Below are 22,918 nucleotides of genomic sequence, written 5' to 3' on the forward strand. Positions count from 1 at the left end.
ACAACAAAATCAAAACTGCATCAGCTGCAGGTGATCCAAACGGCGGAGTAGTAAAGCCTTAAACATCGTTCCCCTCTGATGCGCAGCAGAGGGGATTTGTTTTAACACACAAAAACAACGAATTAAAAACAGAACAAAATGGAAAAGAACAAAGTAAATATTTCATGGATCATTAAGATAGTAATCGCTATCGCTTCAAGTCTTCTAGGGTTGCTCGGAACGCAACAGAATGAAACACAGGAATAGCCGAATGAGCTATCACGATTTCAACGACTTAATTAAAATTATAACCAACTTAATATGGTTAATCGCAGCGCTCACAGCGCTACTTAGCTGCACGGTATGGATTGCAGGATAACAGGAGAGGGATGCGCTAATGCGCATCCCTCTTCATCGTTTATGTGGGTCTCGCTGATAATGTGTTGTTTGCTTTCTCGCGGATTGATTGAGTACGCTTATGTGTATTCTCTCGCAGATTACGCAGATAGCGCAGAGAGGAATGCAGCAAGCTGCATTATTTCGCAGAGAAAGACAGTTTGTAGTTATTGTAGTTTTTGGGGTTCGTCTGCGTAAATCTGCGAGATCTGCGGGAGACACTGGGGTTTCGTTTGTGCAATAGATTGAGTAAGTTTGCGTGTTATTCTCTCGCAGATAACGCAGATGACGCAGAGGAATGCAGCAAGCTGCATTATTTCGCAGAGAAAGACAGATTAGTGAGATTAATGTGGTTCTGTTGTTTTGTGTTTTGTCTGCGATAATCTGCGAGATCTGCGGGAGACATTGGGGGTTATGTGTACAATATAGATTGAGTAAGTTTGGATGTGTATTCTCCCGCAGATAGCTCAGATGACGCAGAGGAATGCAGCAGGCTGCATTATTTCGCAGAGAAAGACAGTTGGGGATATTGTTGTGGTTTTGGAGTTTGTCTGCGTAAATCAGCGAGATCTGCGTGAGAACACTGGGGTTTCATCTGTGCCGATTGATTGAGTACTTCTGCGTGGATATTCTCTCCTTATTCAATCTCTGTATATTTGATGATATTACTTTATTAAAGTAAGTATAGATTTTATACTACTTTCTATTTCTTCAACAGATGGTATCTGCTGATAAGCCAAATCTGGTAATTCCCTCAAGTAGAGCGACTGCAATTCGGCCCATATTATATGAAAATCTGTGAGTAATGGCGAATCTTGCATAGTTCTATCCTGCCAACCATTTGGGTTTTTGAACTCTTGCTGGTCATGTTTGAAAAGACATTCCAAATCAGAATGGAATATTTCACTATGAATATAGTCATTAACCGTTGTGTCTTGATAAAGGAAAAATAAATCATAGAAGTGGCGAATTTTGGCATTGAGTTGTGGCACAGGGTCTTTAGCCAAAGAGCATCGTAATAATGACACAAGTTTTTCGGTAAGGGTTCTACGTTTGTCAAGAACGGTTACGGTAAATGGTTGCATCTCATACTCTTCAATGAGATTTTCATTATTTGTCTTGTTTAGGAAGTCTGTAAGAAAACTCTGAATAATTCTTTCTTGTGTTGGGGATGGATTGGCAAAAGAATTTATCTCAACTAATATTTGTCCTGCTTTAATTGCTCCAACCTGAACTGTTTCTATTGTGCGTGGATATGCGTAAAAGGCTTTATGATAATGTGATCCTTTGCTAGTTATTCCTGGAATACTAATTTCGTCAAGTCCTTCTGTCATATTTTTGGCAGTTTGTCGTATTAGTTTTTTCAGCTGATTACCGCTTAATGTCCAAGCATCTGCAATTGCCACATCAATATCTTCAGAAAAACGTGATCCGATACCATATGCTTTTGAAAGACTGGTTCCACCTTTAAAAACTGCTTTGTGATCAGAATCACCTTTTGACATCATTTGTAGTGAACGACAAATCCAGTAGTCTTTTTCTATGAAAATACTTTTGATCCCAAGCCCCCTTCGTTAATTGGTTGCGATGCAGCATTAATTGCATCAGAAAAAAGTTGCCTATTTTCGTGTAGTTTCATACGATATTCCAGTTTTGTTTATTAGGTAATGATTCACTTGAAATGGATATTTTATGGATCGTAGTTCCATTTAAACCACTCTTTAGTTTTCCAGTACTTATTTTATTATGTTCCATGATAGCTCCTAGCAAAGCCCTGACATAGGAAGTATAGCCTTCCGCCAAGACTAATAGTTCTTCTTGTTGTTTCTTGCTAAGTGATTTTATCAACTTCCCTAGTTGAGATATTATTGTATCTGGACTAGAAGCTGGAATATTCTTTATCAGTTTTATTGCATCAAGGATTCTTAGAAGTGGGATATTCTCTGTAGTTATTGGATTACGTTGCAATAGAAAGGAAACCTTATAGTCTCCGCGCATTAATGGATGGCGATAGTCGTTAGTGCCAATTACTATGGAAGATGTAATTTGAGTTGTCAATCCTATTGATGCGAAAGCACTATTACCAGTAATGTAGCCAATTAATTTACCATTCTTTTCAAGAAAGTCTTTGGTAATTTCTTCAGGAGAAGGTTTCAACGAGCCAAATATAGATTTACGGGGCTTATAATATTTACCCTTAGAAATTTTATTAAGAGAACCTTGAGATACAAGACGATTAAGTGCTTTCACCAAAGCCGCTTGATATTCGGGAGCTATGTTGAAGTCACTGATTGTTAGTACAACTCCTTCTGGAGTTTCACTTAACTTCTTCTTAATATTTTCACCAATAATCATTTCTAACAGTCTTTATTGGTTGCAAATATAAGTAAAAGTCTAGTTATTTGCGCAAAAAACATGACTTATTTAATAAAAGTAAATATTAAATTAACATTAGCCTACCTTTTCTTGTGATATTATATCTTTAATAAATGCAAACTATACGATACCTATTGTTGGTGGTAAAGCATTGTTAATTTCATTCTATAGTGTTCTTTCGATGGTGCTGTTGCTATGTTTTCCAGAAATGAGCAGCATAAGCTTACACAAATGTCTTTCTCTGCGTCATTTGCTTTAGTAGATTCATTAGCCCCACTTTGGGTTTTGTCTACGTAAATCTGCGAGATTAGCGTGAGACACAGGGTTTTCATTTGTGCCGATTGATTGAGTACTCTTGCGTGTATTCTCCCGCAGATAGCGCAGATCACGCAGAGGAATGCAGCAAGCTGCATTATTTCGCAGAGAAAGACAGTTTGTAGTTATTGTAGTTTTTGGGGTTCGTCTGCGTAAATCTGCGAGATCTGCGGGAGACACTGGGGTTTCGTTTGTGCAATAGATTGAGTAAGTTTGCGTGTTATTCTCTCGCAGATAGCACAGATGACGCAGAGGAAAGACAGGTAGGTGGGGGAATCTGTGAGAAAATATTTGGGTAAATCAGATTTTTGCAAGTGTATTAACAACTTATTTTGGTTTATATGTGTGTGAAGTGAATAATTTCTTAAAATATAGCTTTATTTGATTGATTTGTCGGATTAAATTTGTACATTTGCACTGAGTTCAAATTTAGAACTATATGAGTATATTAAGCATTATAGGAACTATCTTAACAATAATAGCTACAATTCTCGGTGGTGTATGGTTTATCTTTTCCAAGATTTTTAAAATGGGAAAGACATCCCAAAGAATTGATAATATTGAGAGAACTACAGTGGAATTAAAAAACAACCTCGGTAGCTTTCCATGTACTTCACATCATGATGATTTAACTAAAATCAAAACCATTTTAGTTGAGAAATATCCAAAAGCATTAACTGTTTTTTCAATGAAAGCAAGTCCACGTAAATTGAATGAAACAGGCAAGAAGTTGTTTGATGCCATTGATGGCGAAACCTTTTTGACGACAAATAAAGATGTTTTATTTAAATATATAACAGACAACAAGCCATTAGTTGCACTGGATGTTGAACAGTTGTCAAATGCAGCTTGTGTTTCACTCGTCCCAACGATCGCATTTAATTCTTTGAAGAATTATGTGTACAATGAGCCGACATGGACACTGCCAAATGGTGACAAATACGATATTACAGTAAATGATCTTTGCTTTGTCTTAGGATTACGTTTACGGGATATGTATTTGGAAGAACACCCAGAAATAGGTTAATAACGATTGAATAAATCTATAAATAAAAATAATCCGATAGCTTATTGAGTTATCGGATTATTTTGTATATCATTGTAGATTCGTAATCTAATCCTTATCGAAAAATATACATTTCATCATAAGCAACTGAAAATTAACTAATTACAGAGCGGTGATATTTTTTTTCTCCTGACAGTAGTGAATATAATAGTATTAATATTGTTATATTTTCCTTTAAAATAAGAGGGCACTGTAATCGCAACACTTATTACAGGAACCATCGTTACCTTTATCAGTCAGAAGTTGCTGACACGACGCAATTACGATCGAATACGCAATATAAAAGGATAAAGACATTATACAATATATGTAGAGGTCCCGAAAGTGATGTAAATCCTTTCGGGACCTTTTGTATGATAGAACTATAATTGACATGATTTTGGAGGCTTAATCTAAGCATGATGTTCTATTTGTATTATTTGATGTTCCTAATGTTTCATCATTTGTAAATTAAGTTAATGAAATATTGATATGTCGAAATTATGCATTTAATTTGCAGATACAGAGTTCTTAGAACTTATTCAGAATAACATTAAATAGTAATTTTAAAAATTAGGAACGCTATGAAACTATATTTTAATGATCAGGCATTCTCATTCGAGTTATTGAGAGCAGTAAGTTATTCGCGCTATCATGGCGCCAGTATTGGTGAAGCATTGGCTACCGCAGCACGCATAAAAGAAGGTGACTTTAATAGTTGGTATGAGGAGTTTTCAAAAACAGCAGATAAGACGGCATTAAGAGCCGAGAAGTGTTTGGAAGGAAAGCATAAAACTAGTGCTAAAGAAGCTTTTTTAAGAGCCCATAATTATTATCGTACAGCAGAGTTCTTTCTTGATGGAACAGACCCAAGACGAATGCTGAACTTTGAAAAGAGTGTGGCTACTTTTGAAAAAGCAATGAAGTTATTTAAAACATATTATGAAATAGTGGAAATTCCTTATCAGGATACTTATCTGAAAGGGTATTTCTTTGGTTCGCATGACTATGATCCAAAGACACCAAAACCAACATTGATGGCTATTGGCGGATATGACTCAACATTGCAGGAACTTTACTTCTGCGCTGCCGCTCCAGCAATAGATAGAGGATATAATTGTCTGATATTTGAACTTCCTGGTCAAGGACAGGCTTTACGCACTCAAAATCTCATTATGCGCCACGACACAGAAGTTCCTGTAGGAGCAGCTGCTGACTTTATTTCAAAACGTGCAGATGTTGATAAGGATGCTGTGGCTCTCTTTGGTATGAGCCTTGGTGGATATTTTGCTCCAAGAGCAGCTGCATTTGACGAAAGAATAAAGGCTGTTGTTACTTTCAATGTGTTTTATGATACATACGAGTCTACACTAAATCAGAACCCACAGTTAAAAGTGCTTGAAACATTGCCTAACGAAAAGAAAGAAGCATTGCTAGCTATGGCTGAAGAAAAGAATCCTAGCCTAAGATGGTTGCTCAATAACGGTATATGGGTGATGGGATTAAAACATCGCTATGAGGTGTTTGAGGAGATGAAAAAATATACTCTGCGTGGTGTTGCTGATAAAATTAAATGTCCTGTATTGCTTACAATCGGTGAAGCTGATCACTTTGTGTCAGAAGACCAGTTACAACAATTGACAGACTCCATAAAATCACCAAAGACTGTATATAGATTTACAAGAGAAGATGGAGCTGAAGAACATTGCCAAGAAGGAAATCATGAACTATTCCATCAGGTAATGTTTGATTGGATGGATGATCAATTTAAGTATTATCCAGAATAATCAGGTTTGTAATAAAACTTAATAGGAATATTGGCAGAAAGTATACAAAAGAGAATATGTAAATAGCATATTCTCTTTTTTTGTTTTTGCACCAAATAATGAAAATACCTATTATATGGTATTTCAGTTTCGCAAAAAATACAGTATATTTGCAACTAAAATGAAGAAGTATATCCACATATTGATGTCAGTGATACTGTCGATGACCGTTCTCTTAATGGGACCGGGCTTTAATGTAGTGCGCTGTATGCATAGTGGTGACGTGAGGGCTGTAACATGTATGGATAAATCCAATATGGGATGTTCTCCAACTTCTGATTGTATGAGCGTTGAACATGTGCATTTGTCGCCTTCGAATGCTGCTCATAGCATTGTATATGATTTTAATGCAGTTCAACCACTTATCGCCATTATTCCAAGCGTTGTTGCTGAATGGTTATTTAGTATTCAAATCAAACCTATAGTTCGGATATTCGATTTGGTAAGAGGTGGCCCACCTCGAGAGTATCTGAGCTTAATTAGAGTCTTGCGCATTTGATTTTAATGTTATCCGTTTTTTTATTGTGGGATTGCCTTTAGGGGGAGTTTCACTAAACTCATGGTATAATATTAAAATCAATCATAAAATGAAATATATATTTACAGGCATTGCTATAATGCTTGGGCTACCCGCATTTGCGAATGCCAATGATTCTGTGCAAGCAGATACAATAAAACTTCATCATCTACATGATGTAACGATAACAGCACGTCGTCCTGGAACAAGTAGGATGAGCGGGGCAATAAACAGTTTGAAAGTAAATAAGGAAGAACTTTTTAAGGCTGCATGCTGTAATCTAGGGGAGAGTTTTACTACAAATCCTTCTGTTGACGTGAATTATTCGGATGCTGCTACTGGAGCCAAACAAATAAAGTTGTTGGGACTTAGTGGTACATACGTGCAGATGATGACTGAAAATATGCCTAACTTCCGTGGGGCAGCACTTCCATATTCTTTGGATTATGTGCCCGGAACATGGATAAACAGTATACAGGTGTCAAAAGGACTGTCATCGGTGAAAAACGGATATGAAGGTATAACGGGACAGATTGATGTGGAATATTTGAAGCCAGAGGCTGAAGAGGGACTCACTTTAAATCTGTATGGAAATACTTTGAGTCGTCAAGAGGTTAATGCTGATGCGAATATACACGTAAACAAGAAGGTCAGTACTGAATTGTTGGTGCATCAGCAGAAAGACTACGGACACCACGATGATAATCATGATGGCTTTCTTGATAATCCTAATGTGAAGCAATGGAATATTCAGAACAGGTGGGTTATAAAGAGTGATAAAGATATTTTTCATGCTGGTGTTGGCATTATAAACGAGGAACGAGAAGGTGGACAAACAAATCATTCGATTATGAACACTGGCCGTCTATATAATATCGATATTAAAAATAATCGATATGAGGGATATATCAAAAATGCGTTTATTCTGGACAAGACTCATGGAACAAACATCGCTGTGATGGCTAATGTTTCTATGCATCAGAGTGATGCATTGTATGGTGATAAGCAATATAACGTGAATGAAAAGAATGCCTATGCTCAGATGATGTTTGAGACGAATTTCACGTCTAGCCACAACCTTTCATTAGGTATGTCGATAAATCACGACTATTTTGGACAAAGCATTGCTAATGCTGGATTGGATGCGCATAACGAAAAGGAGACAACTCCCGGAATATATGCACAATACACCTATACGCTATCAGATAAAATAGTAGCAATGGCAGGTATTCGTGCTGATCATAGTAGTATGTTTGGAACGTTTATCACGCCACGTTTTCATGTGAGATTTGCTCCAAATGAAATATTCAGCTTCCGCTTATCAGCTGGAAAAGGATACAGAACTGTTCATGCTTTGGCAGAGAATAATTATCTGCTTAGTAGTGGACGGCAACTCGTGATTGGAGATTTGGGACAAGAAAGCGCATGGAATTATAGTGCAAGCAGTGCCTTTAATATTCCTTTGCTGGGAAAGACTCTAAAACTTAATGCAGAATATTATTATACTCGTTTCGGTAATCAGGCTGTGATAGATTATGATAGTGATCCTACGCAAATAAGGATAGAGAATCTTTCGGGAAAGTCTTATTCAAATACATTTCAAGTGGATGCCAGTTATCCAATATTCACAGGTATGGAATTGACAGCTGCGTATAGAATTAACGACGTGAAGACTACTTATAATGGGCAGTTGATGGAAAAACCGCTTACCAGTAAATATAAGGGACTGATCACAGCAAGCTATAAGACACCGCTTGGTAAATGGCAGTTTGACGCTACATTGCAGTTGAATGGTGGTGGACGTATGCCTACTCCGTATAAGCAAACTGATGGCACGATGTCATGGGCTGAACGTTTCCATCCTTATGAACAACTATCTGCACAAGTAACACGTTGGTATCGCCACTTCTCTGTATATATTGGTGGTGAAAATCTTACAGGCTTTAAACAAAAGCAAACGATTATCAATGCAGAGGATCCATGGAGTAAAACTTTCGACCCGACAATGGTGTGGGGACCATCTCATGGAGCTGTTGGCTACGTAGGAATTAGAGTTAATATAGGAAGATTATAAACCATATAAAAATTTAAAAAAATGAAGAAGTATATTTTATTATCTGCAATGATGCTTATCTCAGTAGTAGGCCTTGCAAAAGACATCAAAACATTAGTTTTCACAACAACACCTCAAATGCATTGCATAAACTGTGAAAACAAAATTAAAATGAACATGCGTTTTGAAAAGGGTGTGAAGAAAATTGATACCAGTATTCCTGATCAGACGGTTACTATTCAATATGATGCAGACAAAACCAATTCTGATAAACTGATAAAGGGATTTACGAAGATTGGTTATTCTGCTCGTTTGGTAGAAAAGGGAGAGAAGGTGAAAAAGAACGAGAAAGAAGTATGTGACAACATGTAATTGTAATTTCTTACTCAAATAATAAAGGATGGCTTTGCTGATATTAAACAAATATCAGATGATAAGCCATCCTTTATTTGATTTATACAATTTAATGATAACCATGAAAGCTATATATGATGTATTAATAATGACAGTTTGTTTGATAAAATTAATAATATTTATATACTTCAATATTGTAAGTGTTAAATAATTGATATACTTTTACTGCCGCTAAGAAATGTTCTTTTTGAAAAGAGAATATATTATATAATATCTTGCAATAATCAAATAAGGCCACGACATACATAAAATGCCGCAAATAGGTTGTAAAATGTGTAATCTAGTTAATGAAAATTATTAATAAATCATGATTAAATCTAAAATCAGAATTGCGATTCTATCTTTAGTCGCAATGAATGGATTGCTTGCAAGTGAAGTTCACGCAGGTAATCCACCAGAACTAAAGCCAGGAGTGGACTATCCTGCAGAAATCGAAGATCCACAGTGCTTGGGCATAAACAAGGAGCCTTATCACGCAACGTTGATGCCTTATGCTAATTTGCAAGAGGCGCTGGTTGCAAAGCGCCATGCTTCATCTTTTTACCGTAACCTTAATGGATTATGGAAATTTAATTGGGTGCCAAGTCCAGAGAAACGTCCTGTAGACTTTTATAAGGAGGATTACGATGTATCTTCATGGAAAGATATTCCTGTTCCTTCAAACTGGGAAGTACAGGGATATGGAACACCTTTTTACAGAAACAATGGATATACCATTAAGAGGGATTTCCCTCACGTGATGAGTGAACCTGAGAAATATTTCACGGCTTATAAAGAACGTAATCCTGTAGGAAGCTATAGGCGTGACTTTGAAGTTCCTGCTAATTGGACAGGAAGACGCATATTCGTAACCTTTGACGGAGTGGATTGCGCTTTCTTTATCTGGGTGAACGGCAAGAAGGTAGGCTATAGCGTGAATAGCAGAAATGCAGCTGAGTTTGACCTTACGAAATACGTGAAGCCAGGAAAGAATATGATGGCAGTAGAAGTATATCAATACAGTTCTGGTACTTGGCTTGAGGATCAGGATATGTGGCGTCTGCATGGCATCTTTAGAAATGTTTCTCTTTGGAGTGCACCGCAACAGCATATACGCGACTTCTTTGTGAAGACAGATTTAGATAAGGAGTATAAAAATGCTACTCTTGATGTGATGGCTAAAATTAAGAACTATGGTGAAAAGAGTGGGAAGAAGCAAATGCTCACAGCTACACTGTATGACAACACAGGAAAAGAAATAGCCAAAGGAAACGTTGCCGGAAAAGAACTTGGGGCAAAACAGGAAGAGCAGCTTGATATGAAGTTGAACGTGGAAAACCCTGATAAGTGGACTGCTGAAACTCCAACCCTATATACACTTGTTTTAACAGATACTGAAGGCGAAATAATATCGTCGAAAGTTGGATTCAGAAAAGTGGAGATAAAGGGACGAATAATGACCGTAAATGGTGTTCCTATAAAGTTGAAAGGTGTGAACCGCCATGAACATTGGTCAGACGTGGGACATGCTATAACAGAAGAGCAGATGATAAGAGACTTGCAGGTGATAAAGCAGGGTAACTGTAATCATGTGCGTACTTGTCATTACTCTGATGATCCACGATGGTATGAACTATGTGATGAATGGGGAATATGGCTCGTTGCTGAAGCTAACTGTGAATGTCATGGATATGATCATCGTTTTGATGAAGAGCCTACAATGAAATCAGCAATCATTGATCGTAATGTAGCAAATGTGGAGAACTTTAAAAACCATCCATCAGTGATCATGTGGTCACTAGGAAACGAATGTGGAGGAGTAGGTTCTAACTTTGTCGCAGCAATGAAGAAGGTGAAAGAAATTGATCCAACAAGATTTGTACACTACGAGAGATTTGGAATGGGACCTAATAATCCTGCTGATGTAGACGGAAGAATGTATGGTACGCCTGAAGATTTCGCAAGAATTGCTAAAGACAAGAGTCTCACAAAACCATTCTATATATGCGAATATGCACATGCAATGTTTAACTCAATGGGTTCGCTTGCTGAATACTCTGAAGTATTTGATAATAACCCTGAGATTGTAGGAGGTGCAATATGGGAATATCAGGATCAAGCTTTATGGAACAAGAGAGACCCTAACCATCCAATATTAGCTTATGGAGGTGGTTTTGGAGAATTCCCTAACGACCATTACTTTATACATAAGGGAGTCGTTTCTTACGACCGTGCAACAGAGGGAACTCACGTGAAGCCACATTATCCAGAAATGAAAAAGGCATATCAATGGATCAGTACTGATTTCTTGGAGCCTACATCTGGTATGATAAGGATAAGAAATAAATATCAGTTTATTTCTCTTGATGGAGTGGAAGCTACATGGAGCTTATCTGAAAATGGAAAGGTAATAGATAATGGAATATTACAATTGCCACATATCGATGCTAGAAGAGAAGCCTATGTGAGAGTGCCATATAAATTGGAAAATATAAATCCTAATGCAGAATATTTCCTGCGAGTTTCATACAAACTGAAGGATGCAACAATATGGGCAGACAAGGGATTTGAGATTGCATCAGAACAATTCAAACTTCCAATGAATACGCCTCCTGTATTTGAAAGCAATTCAAAGATGCCAATTAAGGTGAGTCAGAATCCAAATTCTGTAGATGTGAAAGGAACTGGATTTGAACTATCTTTTGACAAGAAGAGTGGATTACTAAGTAAAATAGAGAAAAATGGAACAAACATCTTAGCTAAAGATGGTTCACCAAAACTTCATCTATGGCGCGCTGCTCACAGAGATGATGATATGTGGGCATACGGTCAATGGAACAGATTTGGCGTGGACAGTCTTAAATATTCATTGGTTGACATGAAAGTTGTGCCAGTTGATAAATACTCAGTTAAGATTGTTTCGACTGTTAAGGCTGAAGGCAAACAGGGCTTTGGAGCTTATCACACTGCTACCTATCTTATTAATGGCGATGGCGATGTGAAGGTAGACAATAAGATTCAGTTTACTGGCTTGCGTATTAATCTGGCAAGAATAGGAGTGCGCTATGAATTTGATAAGAAGTTTGACCAGATGACTTATTTCGGTCGTGGTCCTATAGAGAACTATGCAGATAGGAAGACAGCCTCTGACGTGGGCATATATACGCTAGACGTGAATAATCAGTATGAATATGAAAAGCCTATGGAGCATGGAAATCATGAGGAAGTACGCTGGTCTAGATTCAGCGGAAACGGAATGCCTTCTGTTATGTTTAAATCAGATAGTAACTTGATGCAGGTTTCTGCTTTGCCTTACACTGATGAACAGATGCAGAATGTGGAATACAAGATAGATTTACCTGCTAGTAATGCTACTGTATTCACGCTATCTACAAAGACATTGGGAGTAGGCTCTAATGGATGTGGTCCTCGTCCTTTGGATAAATACATGGTGTGGTCGGATAATACAGAATTCAGCTATACATTGCAATTGCTGAAATAACAAGGTAAACTTGTAAATACTAAACATAAAAAATGGCAACATCCTATATAGGGTGTTGCCATTAGCATTTTTTTGATTGTTGATTAACTATATATATACAATCTTTGATAGGATTTAATAAACGTATATCTTATATTGTTTCATTGCTCCAGGAGCATCTTTTTCAGCTCTTGGGAGTTGCTGTATTCCGGTGATAGTCTGCTTACTTCCCAAGTCAATTACCAATAGATGGGGGAGAGAAGTACCCTTTACAGTCTGCCAATATGTAGACTCCTGTAAATCGAATGCTTTATCACCAAGATGATTGCCTGTCTCGTTCTCGCTATCAGCATACTTAACAGTCCAAGGTTCACGTGATATGCGGTTGCCATCAGCATCCAAAGCATATAACTCTGCTATTGCCAATACATCATCACCTGTTTGAGTAGAATTGCACTGTATAGCAATATAGCGACCCTTTACTGGAGTATCAAACTTAACTGTCTGCCAACCATTACCTGCATTCATGCTGCCTTGTGCGACAGGAGTGGCAGAATTAAGGTCTGGACGATCACCAGGAGCATTATGCTTGTTGGTCTTCTCTAATTGCAACTTGTTAAGTTCAGGCGTATCCTGTCCCCATACAACTGGTTGCTTAGGACCGACTACATCAAGAACGATGATTTCGTTTTTACCCTTTTTCAACCAGCATCCTGGCATGTATAATGTCTGCTGAGGACCGATACTCCAAAATCTTCCTAAGGCATGTCCGTTTACATATACCTGACCTTTACCCCATGTCTCCATGTTAATGAATGTGTCACCAGTCTTGTTAAGATTGAAATAGCCGCGATAATATCCGCGATTACCCATAACATCGTCTGTGGCGTGCTGACTAATCTTATTCAAAGCTTTTTCTGCAGTGTTGCAGTCGTCTGCAATCTTAGCAGTCTGCCAACCCTTCAAAGTATATGTTAGAAGATGATTATCATTATTTGTGTCGATCGTTACATCCTTCGTGATACCCTTGTAGTCTTTTATTGCGCGTCCGAAATTGATACGTCCCATAGCCTCAATAACGATAGTGAGTTTGTCGCCTTTGTTTACAGCTGGTAAAGAGATGCTCTTCTCATTCTTCACGCGGTCAATACTACCAATATATTTATTGTTGATAAATACTTGTGCAAAGTCGTGACAATCATTTATATAAAGTGTACTTGGGTTTGCAATAGCAGGTAGGGTATTTGTGTATACCATTGAACCCCATCCCATGTCAGCAGCCTCCATAGTGAGGTCATCGCCCGTGTTGACGAAAGAATCGCAACCGTTTATAAGTGGTGAAAATTCGTTCAGTCTTATCTTTGGAATAGAGATAATCTGCGTTATAGGTTTAGGAACAGCAGGAAGTTTCTTTCCGTCGTTGTATTTCTGCATCATGTTACGCAGTTCCCAGAACTTAGGTGTAGTGAGTCCTGATTCGCTTATCGGCGCATCGTAATCATAAGATGTTACATCAGGTGCAAATCCAGGACTATTAGCGCCAGCCCAATGACCGAAGCTAGTACCACCGTGAGTCATATAAAGTGAGAATGATATGCCTTTAGACAACATTTCGTCAATGCCTTCAACCATATCCTTTGCAGGACGTGTCTCATGGCGTGCACCCCATTTGTCAAACCATCCACTCCAGAACTCAGAACACATTTTAGGAGCATCAGGGCGTAGTTCACCAAGACGCTTAAACTGCTGGTCGATATTGGCACCTGTTCCGAAATTCATTGTCCATACAAGGTCATCAAGTCCGTTTTTCTCAAAGTTACTAGACCAGTCACACTGGAACAAAGCAACTTTGTCAAATCCCGAACTTTTAACGATGTCGCGTATCTTAGAAACGTAAGGCTTGCTTTCACCATAAGAACCATATTCATTTTCAACCTGAACCATTATAATAGGTCCGCCGTTCTGAATAGTTAATGGAGCGAGCTGTTCGCCAACTTTCTTCTCAAACAATTTAACTCGTTCGATGAAATAAGGATCATCTTCACGAAGTCTTATATCTTTTTTCTTCAGCAGCCACCAAGGTAGTCCTCCCATTTCCCATTCTGCACATACGTAAGGTCCGGGACGTACGATGACATACATACCGTTTTTCTTAGCCAATTTACAGAAGGCCGCTATATCGTTGTTGCCAGTGAAGTCGAATTGTCCCTCACGCTGTTCGTGAATGTTCCAGAATACGTATATGCATACAGTGTTCATGCCAAGAGACTTGCACATTTTAATTCTGTTATCCCAATATGCACGTGGTATTCTTGGATAGTGAATTTCGGCTGCCTTAACAACAAAAGGTTTCCCGTTTAGTAGAAATGTGTTTTTCCCTACAGTGAAGTTACCACCCTTTGCACTAATCGTAGTTACAGAGAGAGATAACAGTAGGGTGGCAGTAATGAGTTTGATGCTGCGTGATAGTTTCATTATAATATCTTTTTATTTAGTTATAAACGTTGTTATTGAACATGGCTCTAAAACAGACTCGCCAGTAGATGAACCTACAGGTTTGAGGTTTTCGCCAGTGACATCTGATGTGCGGTACAATAGCCATGATGTTTTATTATCAGGCAATGGGAGAGTGATGCTTCTTGATTTCTCAGAATAGTTGATGAACACAACTACCCAGTTTCCGTCTGCATTTCTGTAGGCAGAAGTCATAACCCCATAAGGTTCTGTTTCACCATCTTTTACCTTGACATTTTCTTCATTTGTTACATCGATGTCATAGCGTTGTGCTTCTGGGCGTATGAAGCGGCTATAGTTGCCTATAGACCACATCAGCTTTGAATCAATGGCTTTTCCTGTTTTCCAGTTGTCAGCGCTTAGCACTCTGATCAGTCCGTCTTTATAGTCGCCTCCCATAGAACGCCACCATGACCAGCTTTCAGCATTGCCATATACAAGGTCGTGATGAATTACGCGGGCAACATATAATCCTGTACGCATAGAGTAGTCAAAATAGCCTCCTCCTCCAATCTCTTCATCATTGCTCATGATGCACAACTCTGTTTGCCAATAACGTAAATTATACTTTTTTAGTGTGTCGCGGAGATTCTCGCGTATCTCTCGCATATATTTTACGGGAGTATTTGTCCAATAGCTATGAGCCATAATCACATTAGGTACTCCATACGTATTGCCTAAATATGTCGCTGTGCTGTCCTTAGAGAAGAAAGTGCGTATTTGATTGGCTCTTTGCCAACTAGTCATGTGAGTTCCAAGCAGACATCTTATATCGCTACTCTCATCAATCATGATATTGGTAGAGATATGGTTTTTGCTAAACTCCTTGCTAATTGCCTTGGTCAATCTGGCAACCTCTCTGTTAGTGGCAGGAGAACCCTCTTGCTTTGGACCTAGCCAGTTCCAATGACCGTCTGGCTCATTTACAGGACACAGGTAATCAAAGTGTATGCTATCGTGCTGCTCTATACCCTTCATGACATTCGCGGCAAACTTCGCTACTTTATTGTAGCTGTCTTCACGAAGATTTAAATCTCCACCACGACCAGTGTTTGTAGCAAGTCCATTCTTTGTGAAATAGACAGGAGAAGAATTCATGAAAGCAAGGAAATGCTTCACTCCACGTTGTTTTGCCAACTTTAGGAAGTTGCGCTGTCCCTGTTGCTTGTTCCAGTCATATTTACCATTAGGCTGAAGGAAACACTCTGTGCGTGTGCCAGAGCTGATTTGTGAACTATCTCCTTGCTCAGCACTACCTGCACCAAGATTAAATCTCCATACAGAAAGACCAATACCTTTGGGTTGTCCATTGGTATCGTTGTCTGTGCTGAAAAGCCAATCAGCTATTTGATTCTGCTGTTTTTCAGGCCATAAGCCTGTAAACTGCATGCTCCATGCATCAGATGCACCAAAGTGCATAATCTTTTGCATGGGCTTGTCGGTTTTTATTCTATATGTGTTATGTTGTGCGCTAACGCCTAAACTGAATGATATTATAATACCAGTGAGAATAGAAAGTTTCTTCATCAATATTATTTCTTTATAAGTTTCTTACCATTGATAATATATACACCATGCTCTAGAGAGTTAAACTTATCTGCAGAGTCAGCGACCTTTTGTCCGTTGAGGTTATATATTCCTTTATCAGCCTTAGCTGGATCGCTCTTTATGTTTGTAATACCTGTTGTCGCGTTGAGATCAAATGTGAAAGTAACAACAGAACGTGGAGGGACCGTAATACGTAATGTAGGATCTGTGATAGTCTCGTCGCATGTAAGGTTGTTTGTCGCGTCAGTGGTGTACTTCTTTACAGACGAAATAGTCTTAGAAAAATCATCAGCAGCTAGTTTAACTCCCTTAGCTACAGCTTCCATATTTACGAATACAGCAACAACTTTCTTTCCATCAGGAGATACGTATGCACTTCCCATGAGAGAGTTGATGTCTCCGTCACCTGTAAGAGCGATACGCTTGTATCCAGGACGAACAAAACGACTGTAGTTACCAAGAACCCAAAGGTTAGGTGTTGTAGATACAGTTCCACCAGTCTTCAAATCTTTGTAACTTTCGTAAGTATTCTCGTCACCTGTTGCATTTAATCTCAGTAGTTCAAAGCGGTTTTTCTGACCATACATAGACTGAGCCATCGCTGTCCAGTATGACCATGAAATGAAGTTACCCTGTGTCATACCGATATGTATCAGTTTGCCCATGAATAGGGCGATGTCCATATCATTAGCATTATCATAAGAATCAGGGAAACCAGTCTCTGCATTTGGAGCAGCATCAAGCATACTCCATTCTGTCTGCATCACGTTTAACCCATATTTAGCAGCAGCGGCTGCAACTTTTTCTCTCGTTGTTGTAAGGGCGTCGTTTGTTGTGAAAGTCCAGTAATCATGTCCGGCAACAGCTTTTGCCACATGACTTAAATCACCTATATATGTATCAGTGTTTGTTTTATTCCAAAAAGCCTCTATCTGGTTTGATGCACGACCGTTATTATCGCTGCACTGCTGATAAAGTCTGTCAAGTGAACTAGCCTCAGGCATGATAATCTGTGTAGGCAAGTTACGTGAAGATAATGATTTGTCGAGTTCGCGTACGAGTTTTGAAATCTCATTGTTCTGCCAAGGAGAACCTTCCTGACCGTCTGTCCAGTTAAATGCTGGCTCGTTTACAGGGTCGATATATTTAATGTTGTATCCGTTCTCATTGAAATGTGCTGTAACGTTAGCTAGAAATTCAGCAAAGTCATCATAGCTGTCTTCTTTCAGGTTAGCACCCGATGCATTATTCTTGTTGTTGGCAAGTCCGTTAGCAGTGAAATGTACAGGAGCGGAATTAGAGAACAGTAGGAAGTTGTCTACACCATACTGTTTAGCTTGCTGCATGAAATACTGCTGCCCTGAAGACTTATCCCAGTTGTATGTTCCGTCTTTAGACAAGAAACAATCTGTACGTCTAGTTTCATCCTTGATATTACTCTCGCTACCTTGGTCTGCACTACCAGCACCAATGTTTACACGCCAAACAGACAATCCTATACCTTCAGGGGCTCCATTTGAGTCGAAGCCCTGACTGAACAGCCACTTAGCAGCTTGTGATTTCTGTGCGTCGCTGAAGTACTTGCCAACGTAGTCGGCAGTCCAGCAGTCAGAAGCACCGAAATCAGAAATAGTCTGATAGGTGGTAGTTGGGTCCATGGTAATTGTGAATGTAGACTGTGCTTTGACAGTGAATAGAGATGCAGCTAATAGTATGCTTAGGTAAAATCGCTTCATACGGTTCTTTTTTAGATTTATAAAATATATATAGGGACTTGCGCAATGTTTCGGCGCAAGTCCCTAATGATATCATTAATTAATAGCCAGGATTCTGTTTAATAGAACCGTCGCTCATAATAATTTCAGAGTTTGGAATAGGGAATAACTCATCACGACCATTCACAAAGTTGTAACCCTTGTTAGAGTTCTCGTTTTGATTGGTTGTTTCGTATGGGTCAGTGCTCTCAACTAAGTTGTAGTGAACGAAAGTACCGTTAGAGCCCATAATATTTTCAATAGCTTTCTTACCATTATCGTCATTCCAACGTCTCAGGTCATATAGACGATTGTCTTCCAATGCAAGCTCCAGACGGCGCTCCTTGCGGATAGCATCTCTTAGAGCAGTTCCACTAGAGGTAACATCGGCTAGATTCACACGCTTGCGCACTGTGTTAAGTGCTCCACGAGCTTCAACGTCATTGCCTAAAGCATTCTCAACTTCTGCATACATCAACAAAACATCGGCATAACGAAGAAGACGATAGTTCAGGTTGATATGTGGTCCATCGTAAGGTGAAGGACGCTTAGCGATTGGAATAAACAATTTCATGTTAGCACGTGCACTCTTGTGCTTGCTAGGAGTAATGATGTAAGGATTATCTTTAGTCCAAGTGTTGTCGTTAGGCACGTATGTCTGGTTGTGGTGTAAGATTGTCCATACCTCGCGGATAGAGTCACCCTCGTCCTTGAAAGCCTGGTCAAGGTTGCTTGTAGGAAGTCCCCATGACCAACCTCCGTCATCACGTGAACCAACTACTACAGAAAAATGCTCACCAAGACTGTAAGACATAGTTCCATTAGTCTGGATTTCAAACAAAGACTCCTCACTGTTGTTGTGGTCCATACTCCATACATCACCGAAGTTGTCTAGAAGTTTGTACTCTTTACTACCGATTACGGCCTGAAGTTGAGTCTCAGCTTCCTTATATTTCTGCTCATACAGATATACCTTTGCAAGCATACCCTGTGCTGCACCCTTTGTTACACGACCAAGATCAGCTGAGCTGTACTGGCTGCGAAGAGGAAGATCAGGAATAGCCTCAAGCAAGTCTTTCTCGATGAAAGCATAAGTATCAGCAACGCTTGCGCGCTCAATACCCTTAACTTCATTAGGCATCATAAGACCTTCTACCAAAGGCACGCCTCCGAAGTTCTTAACCAAATCAAAGTATTGGAAAGCACGCAGGAACTTAGCCTCTGCAATGTAACGCTTTCCAAGAGCAGCGTCATTGAACTTTACGTTAGGAGTCTTCTGTATTTCAATATTACACTGTAGAATACCCTTATATCTGTATTGCCAGAAGTTCTGGCAAGAGTTACCAGCCTGAATAGTGTTGCCTGAATAGTGGGCTAGGTGATAGTAATCACCTGGATCCTGTGTGGTGTTACCCATCCATTCGTCATCAGTACACATATCGGCAGCATTATACATTTTGTAAATCTGCCACCAGCCATCACAAGCGAGACCCTGATAGCAACCAATTAACTGCTTTGCACATTCGTCCTCAGTGGTGAAGTAATTTGCCATATCCTGTTGACCGAGGATTGGTTCATTGAGGAAGTCTGAACAGCTGCTGAAACTCATTGTGAGTGCGGCTGCGGTCATTGAAAGACCTAATATGTAATGTTTCATATTATTTTATATAAAAGATTAGAAGTTTACATTCACGCCGAATAGGATAGTACGTGGATTAGGATAACCACTCCAGTCGATACCTGCTTGTGTTACGCCTCCCATAGATGCTGTTTCTGGGTCCATGCCAGAATACTTTGTGATAGTGAACAGATTCTGTGCAGAGAGTGAAAGACGCACGCTGCAAAGGTGAAGTACGCTCTCAGGGATAGTATATCCAATCTGAAGTAGCTTGCAACGGAAATAACTACCGTTTTCTACGAAGAATGATGAAGGACGTGTGTAGTTCTGGTTGGCATCGTTAACAGACAGACGAGGATACTCGTTTGTTGTACCTTCTCCGTGCCAAGCCTTGTCAAGAGTTCCTGCCATTACGTTTGATCCATTCTGACCGAAGTAACGTTCACGGTTGAGGTTATAGATATCATTACCGAATGTTCCGTAGAACTGTGCTTGTATATCCCAACGATGATATGATGCGTTAAGGTTTACACCTAACATCAAATCAGGGAATGGATTACCGATATAAGTCTTGTCCTTCTCGTCAATAACACCATCGTGGTTGAGGTCCTTGTAACGGAAGTCACCAGGCTGAGCGTTTGGCTGCATTGCAGTTCCGTGTTCGTTTGTATAAGAAGTAACTTCTGTCTTGTTCTGGAAAATACCGTCAACAACATATCCGTAGAACTGGCTGATAGCTTTTCCTTCTTCATTACGAATGATGAAGTCACCGTTGTGGCTTCCTGTATAGAGGTAGTCACCGTTTAGGTTTACTGCTTTGTTCTTTATAGAAGAAAGGTTAAGGCCTACACCATATTTAACTTCACCAATCTTATCGTCCCAGTTGAAACCAAGTTCCCAACCAGTAGCCTTCATGCTACCAATGTTTGACCACATCTGACCGTTCCACATAGGGTAGCCAAGAACAAGAAGGTTTTCTTTCTTCATAAGCATGTCGTGGCTCTTCTTCGTAAACCAGTCTGCTGTTACGCGAAGACGGTTCTGAAGGAATGACATGTCAAAACCTATGTTATAATCCTCAACAGTTTCCCATTTAACACTACTGTTACCGATAGATCCTACCGATGATCCAATAGCTATTTGATTTCCGAATACGTAACGGTTTGTTATGATAGAACTTGTATATGCAGAGTTGTCTATATTCTGGTTACCAACCTTACCCCAACCGAGACGAAGTTTTAAATCATCAAATATCTTCTGGTTTTTCATGAAGTTCTCTCCGCTTACACGCCAAGCAGCACTAACAGCTGGGAATGTTGCATATTTGTTTCCTGTAGTGAACTTAGAAGAACCGTCAACACGAATACTTCCTGTAAGATAGTATTTCTCATCATAGTTGTACATTACACGACCAAGATAAGATACAAGAGAATTATAGTTGTTTGTTCCGCTAACCTGCATGTTGTCTGTACCTGCACTTACATAGCGCATTTCTTCAACATTTGAAGGAATCTTATCGCGGCTACCATCAAGATAGTAATTCTGGAAACGCTCCATTGTATAACCAGCCATAAGGTTAAGGTTATGCTTCTTGTTGAAGGTATTCATGTAGGTAAGGGTATTTGTCCAGTTCCAGTCTACCCAGTTTTCCATTCTGCGTTGAGCGGTGCTTACTGCTGCCTGCTCAAGATTGTCAATGTGGAAATCAGGAGTGTAGCTATCTGAGAGACGGAAACGAGCATTCATACCAAACTGAGTGCGGAATGTGAGTCCCTTGATAGGATTGATGCTTATCCAAGGAGTTGCAAGAAGTCCGTATTCATCAGAATGTTTGTCAAGACGAGACATTGAAGCAACTGGATTCAGTGTCTGGTTGTTGTTAGAGCGAGCATAGTTACTATATGGGTTTGATGTCCATTGACTCTGATCACGCATTACTGGTGTTGTTGGGTCCATAGTCATGACTGCTCCAATTAGATCAGGAGTGTCATGCCAGTTCTCATATTTAGGAGTGAAGTCTACACCTGCCTGTACAATCTTATTAAAGTTGTACTGCATAGAGAAACGAGCTGTGAGCTTCTGCCAGTCACCAACCTTGTACTGTGAGTTCTGACGAAAGTAACCAATACTTGCTGAATAAAGCAACTTATCTGTACCACCAGAGAAACCGAAGTTATAGTTCTCTGTCAATGCAACGTCACGCATAGTCTGCTTCCACCAGTCAGTTCCCTGTGCATTAGTGATATTTGCTATACCGTTGTAAGGTGCAGTCTGGTTATCGTTAGTGTAGCGAGTCTTGAATACTTGTTCGTATTCAGAAGCGCCTGCTATATCAGGTTTCTGCATAGTCTGAAGACCTACTGTTGCAGAAGCTGTAAACTTAGTTGCTCCCTTAGAGCCTTTCTTTGTTGTGATAAGAATAACACCGTTACTACCACGAGTACCATAGATAGCGGCAGCAGATGCATCTTTCAATACCTGCATACTTTCAATATCGTTCTGGTTAAGGAAGTTAATGTTATTTCCTACAGGCATGCCGTCTACAACGTAGAGAGGGTCAGAACCGTTGATAGTACTTACACCACGTATAATTACACGTGGAGAGCTACCAGGACTTCCTGCATTTGTAATCTGTACACCGTTTACCTGACCTTGAAGTGCATTCATCACGTTACCAGTGCTTAGCTTCTCAAGTTTGTCGCCCTTGATAGCAGATATACTACTAGTAAGGTCGCTCTTCTTTACAGAACCGTAACCGATAACAACAACCTCGTTAAGGTCTGATACGTCGTCTTTCATTACGACGTTGATAGCGCTGCGTCCTGCAACACTAATGCTTGCCTTTTGGAAACCAACCATACTAACCTCTAGAGTTGCATTCTTGTCAGCATCTATAGTGTAGTTACCATCGATGTCAGTTATCGCGGCTGTCTTGGTTCCTGCCACCTTTACATAGGCACCCATGATAGGTTCCTTGTCAGCAGCGGCAGTTACCTGTCCTGTAACCTTTACGCTTTGGGCATGAAGTCCAAGAGTAAGGATAGAGACAAATATTATTAAAAAATATCTTTTCATATTTTATATTGTTTATATATATAATGTG

General features: G+C 39.4%; 14 protein-coding genes. 7 read left to right on the forward strand and 7 right to left on the reverse strand.

The window, feature by feature from the left end:
- Positions 1–138 precede the first annotated feature (138 nt).
- A complete protein-coding gene (locus tag B045_RS15670) occupies positions 139–246 on the forward strand; it encodes a DUF6486 family protein (RefSeq protein ID WP_238312169.1) in 108 nt (35 codons plus the stop codon).
- A 794-nt stretch (positions 247–1,040) separates the two neighbouring features.
- Here B045_RS15670 and B045_RS14515 read toward each other — a convergent pair.
- Both B045_RS14515 and B045_RS0109450 read right to left on the reverse strand, forming a co-directional pair.
- A complete protein-coding gene (locus B045_RS14515) occupies positions 1,041–1,883 on the reverse strand; it encodes a nucleotidyl transferase AbiEii/AbiGii toxin family protein (protein WP_018464027.1) in 843 nt (280 codons plus the stop codon).
- Between the two features lie 127 nt (positions 1,884–2,010).
- The gene (locus B045_RS0109450; RefSeq protein WP_018464028.1) at positions 2,011–2,730 is read right to left on the reverse strand and encodes a DUF6088 family protein; all 720 of its coding nucleotides are present in this window, start codon (positions 2,728–2,730) and stop codon (positions 2,011–2,013) included.
- 775 nt (positions 2,731–3,505) lie between these two features.
- On the opposite strand from B045_RS0109450, the gene B045_RS0109460 reads away from it, so the two are divergent.
- The 6 genes from B045_RS0109460 to B045_RS0109485 all read left to right on the forward strand — a co-directional run bounded on the left by B045_RS0109460 (position 3,506) and on the right by B045_RS0109485 (position 12,402).
- Complete coding sequence (locus B045_RS0109460) at positions 3,506–4,093, forward strand: hypothetical protein (RefSeq protein WP_018464029.1); 588 nt, start codon at positions 3,506–3,508, stop codon at positions 4,091–4,093.
- A gap of 602 nt (positions 4,094–4,695) precedes the next feature.
- On the forward strand, positions 4,696–5,898 hold the full coding sequence (locus tag B045_RS0109465) for an alpha/beta hydrolase family protein (RefSeq protein WP_018464030.1): 1,203 nt from the start codon (positions 4,696–4,698) through the stop codon (positions 5,896–5,898).
- Between the two features lie 202 nt (positions 5,899–6,100).
- Positions 6,101–6,436, forward strand: a complete 336-nt coding sequence (locus B045_RS0109470) for a hypothetical protein (RefSeq protein WP_154650142.1) — start codon at positions 6,101–6,103, stop codon at positions 6,434–6,436.
- A gap of 88 nt (positions 6,437–6,524) precedes the next feature.
- Positions 6,525–8,528: a TonB-dependent receptor plug domain-containing protein gene (locus B045_RS0109475; RefSeq protein WP_018464032.1), complete on the forward strand. Its 2,004-nt coding sequence runs from the start codon at positions 6,525–6,527 to the stop codon at positions 8,526–8,528.
- A 21-nt stretch (positions 8,529–8,549) separates the two neighbouring features.
- Complete coding sequence (locus B045_RS0109480) at positions 8,550–8,879, forward strand: heavy-metal-associated domain-containing protein (protein WP_025884353.1); 330 nt, start codon at positions 8,550–8,552, stop codon at positions 8,877–8,879.
- A gap of 349 nt (positions 8,880–9,228) precedes the next feature.
- Positions 9,229–12,402 carry a glycoside hydrolase family 2 gene (locus B045_RS0109485; protein WP_025884350.1) on the forward strand — a complete coding sequence of 1,058 codons (3,174 nt, stop codon included), beginning with the start codon at positions 9,229–9,231 and terminating at the stop codon, positions 12,400–12,402.
- Positions 12,403–12,516: 114 nt separating this feature from the next.
- On the opposite strand, the gene B045_RS0109490 is transcribed toward B045_RS0109485, so the two are convergent.
- The 5 genes from B045_RS0109490 to B045_RS0109510 form a co-directional block, all read right to left on the reverse strand.
- Positions 12,517–14,856 (reverse strand): beta-galactosidase, encoded by a 2,340-nt coding sequence (locus tag B045_RS0109490; RefSeq protein WP_018464035.1) that lies wholly within the window; start codon positions 14,854–14,856, stop codon positions 12,517–12,519.
- A gap of 12 nt (positions 14,857–14,868) precedes the next feature.
- Entirely contained in the window at positions 14,869–16,422 is a 1,554-nt protein-coding gene (locus B045_RS0109495; protein ID WP_018464036.1) for a glycoside hydrolase, read from the reverse strand.
- Positions 16,423–16,427: 5 nt separating this feature from the next.
- Positions 16,428–18,179: a glycoside hydrolase gene (locus tag B045_RS0109500; RefSeq protein ID WP_018464037.1), complete on the reverse strand. Its 1,752-nt coding sequence runs from the start codon at positions 18,177–18,179 to the stop codon at positions 16,428–16,430.
- 79 nt (positions 18,180–18,258) lie between these two features.
- Positions 18,259–19,854 carry a RagB/SusD family nutrient uptake outer membrane protein gene (locus B045_RS0109505; protein WP_018464038.1) on the reverse strand — a complete coding sequence of 532 codons (1,596 nt, stop codon included), beginning with the start codon at positions 19,852–19,854 and terminating at the stop codon, positions 18,259–18,261.
- 18 nt (positions 19,855–19,872) lie between these two features.
- Positions 19,873–22,890 (reverse strand): SusC/RagA family TonB-linked outer membrane protein, encoded by a 3,018-nt coding sequence (locus B045_RS0109510; RefSeq protein WP_018464039.1) that lies wholly within the window; start codon positions 22,888–22,890, stop codon positions 19,873–19,875.
- Positions 22,891–22,918: the final 28 nt, after the last annotated feature.

Origin of the sequence: Segatella paludivivens DSM 17968 = JCM 13650 (assembly GCF_000373185.1) — a bacterium.
Taxonomy (GTDB): Bacteria; Bacteroidota; Bacteroidia; order Bacteroidales; family Bacteroidaceae; genus Prevotella; species Prevotella paludivivens.

Excerpts from the sequence above, each read along its gene's own strand:
- B045_RS0109490 (WP_018464035.1), bottom strand. The coding sequence starts at position 14,856 with ATGAAACTATCACGCAGCATCAAACTCATTACTGCCACCCTACTGTTA.
- B045_RS0109485 (WP_025884350.1), top strand. The coding sequence starts at position 9,229 with ATGATTAAATCTAAAATCAGAATTGCGATTCTATCTTTAGTCGCAATG.
- B045_RS0109460 (WP_018464029.1), top strand. The coding sequence starts at position 3,506 with ATGAGTATATTAAGCATTATAGGAACTATCTTAACAATAATAGCTACA.
- B045_RS0109505 (WP_018464038.1), bottom strand. The coding sequence starts at position 19,854 with ATGAAACATTACATATTAGGTCTTTCAATGACCGCAGCCGCACTCACA.
- B045_RS15670 (WP_238312169.1), top strand. The coding sequence starts at position 139 with ATGGAAAAGAACAAAGTAAATATTTCATGGATCATTAAGATAGTAATC.
- B045_RS14515 (WP_018464027.1), bottom strand. The coding sequence starts at position 1,883 with ATGATGTCAAAAGGTGATTCTGATCACAAAGCAGTTTTTAAAGGTGGA.
- B045_RS0109475 (WP_018464032.1), top strand. The coding sequence starts at position 6,525 with ATGAAATATATATTTACAGGCATTGCTATAATGCTTGGGCTACCCGCA.
- B045_RS0109510 (WP_018464039.1), bottom strand. The coding sequence starts at position 22,890 with ATGAAAAGATATTTTTTAATAATATTTGTCTCTATCCTTACTCTTGGA.
- B045_RS0109470 (WP_154650142.1), top strand. The coding sequence starts at position 6,101 with ATGACCGTTCTCTTAATGGGACCGGGCTTTAATGTAGTGCGCTGTATG.
- B045_RS0109450 (WP_018464028.1), bottom strand. The coding sequence starts at position 2,730 with ATGATTATTGGTGAAAATATTAAGAAGAAGTTAAGTGAAACTCCAGAA.
- B045_RS0109495 (WP_018464036.1), bottom strand. The coding sequence starts at position 16,422 with ATGAAGAAACTTTCTATTCTCACTGGTATTATAATATCATTCAGTTTA.
- B045_RS0109465 (WP_018464030.1), top strand. The coding sequence starts at position 4,696 with ATGAAACTATATTTTAATGATCAGGCATTCTCATTCGAGTTATTGAGA.
- B045_RS0109500 (WP_018464037.1), bottom strand. The coding sequence starts at position 18,179 with ATGAAGCGATTTTACCTAAGCATACTATTAGCTGCATCTCTATTCACT.
- B045_RS0109480 (WP_025884353.1), top strand. The coding sequence starts at position 8,550 with ATGAAGAAGTATATTTTATTATCTGCAATGATGCTTATCTCAGTAGTA.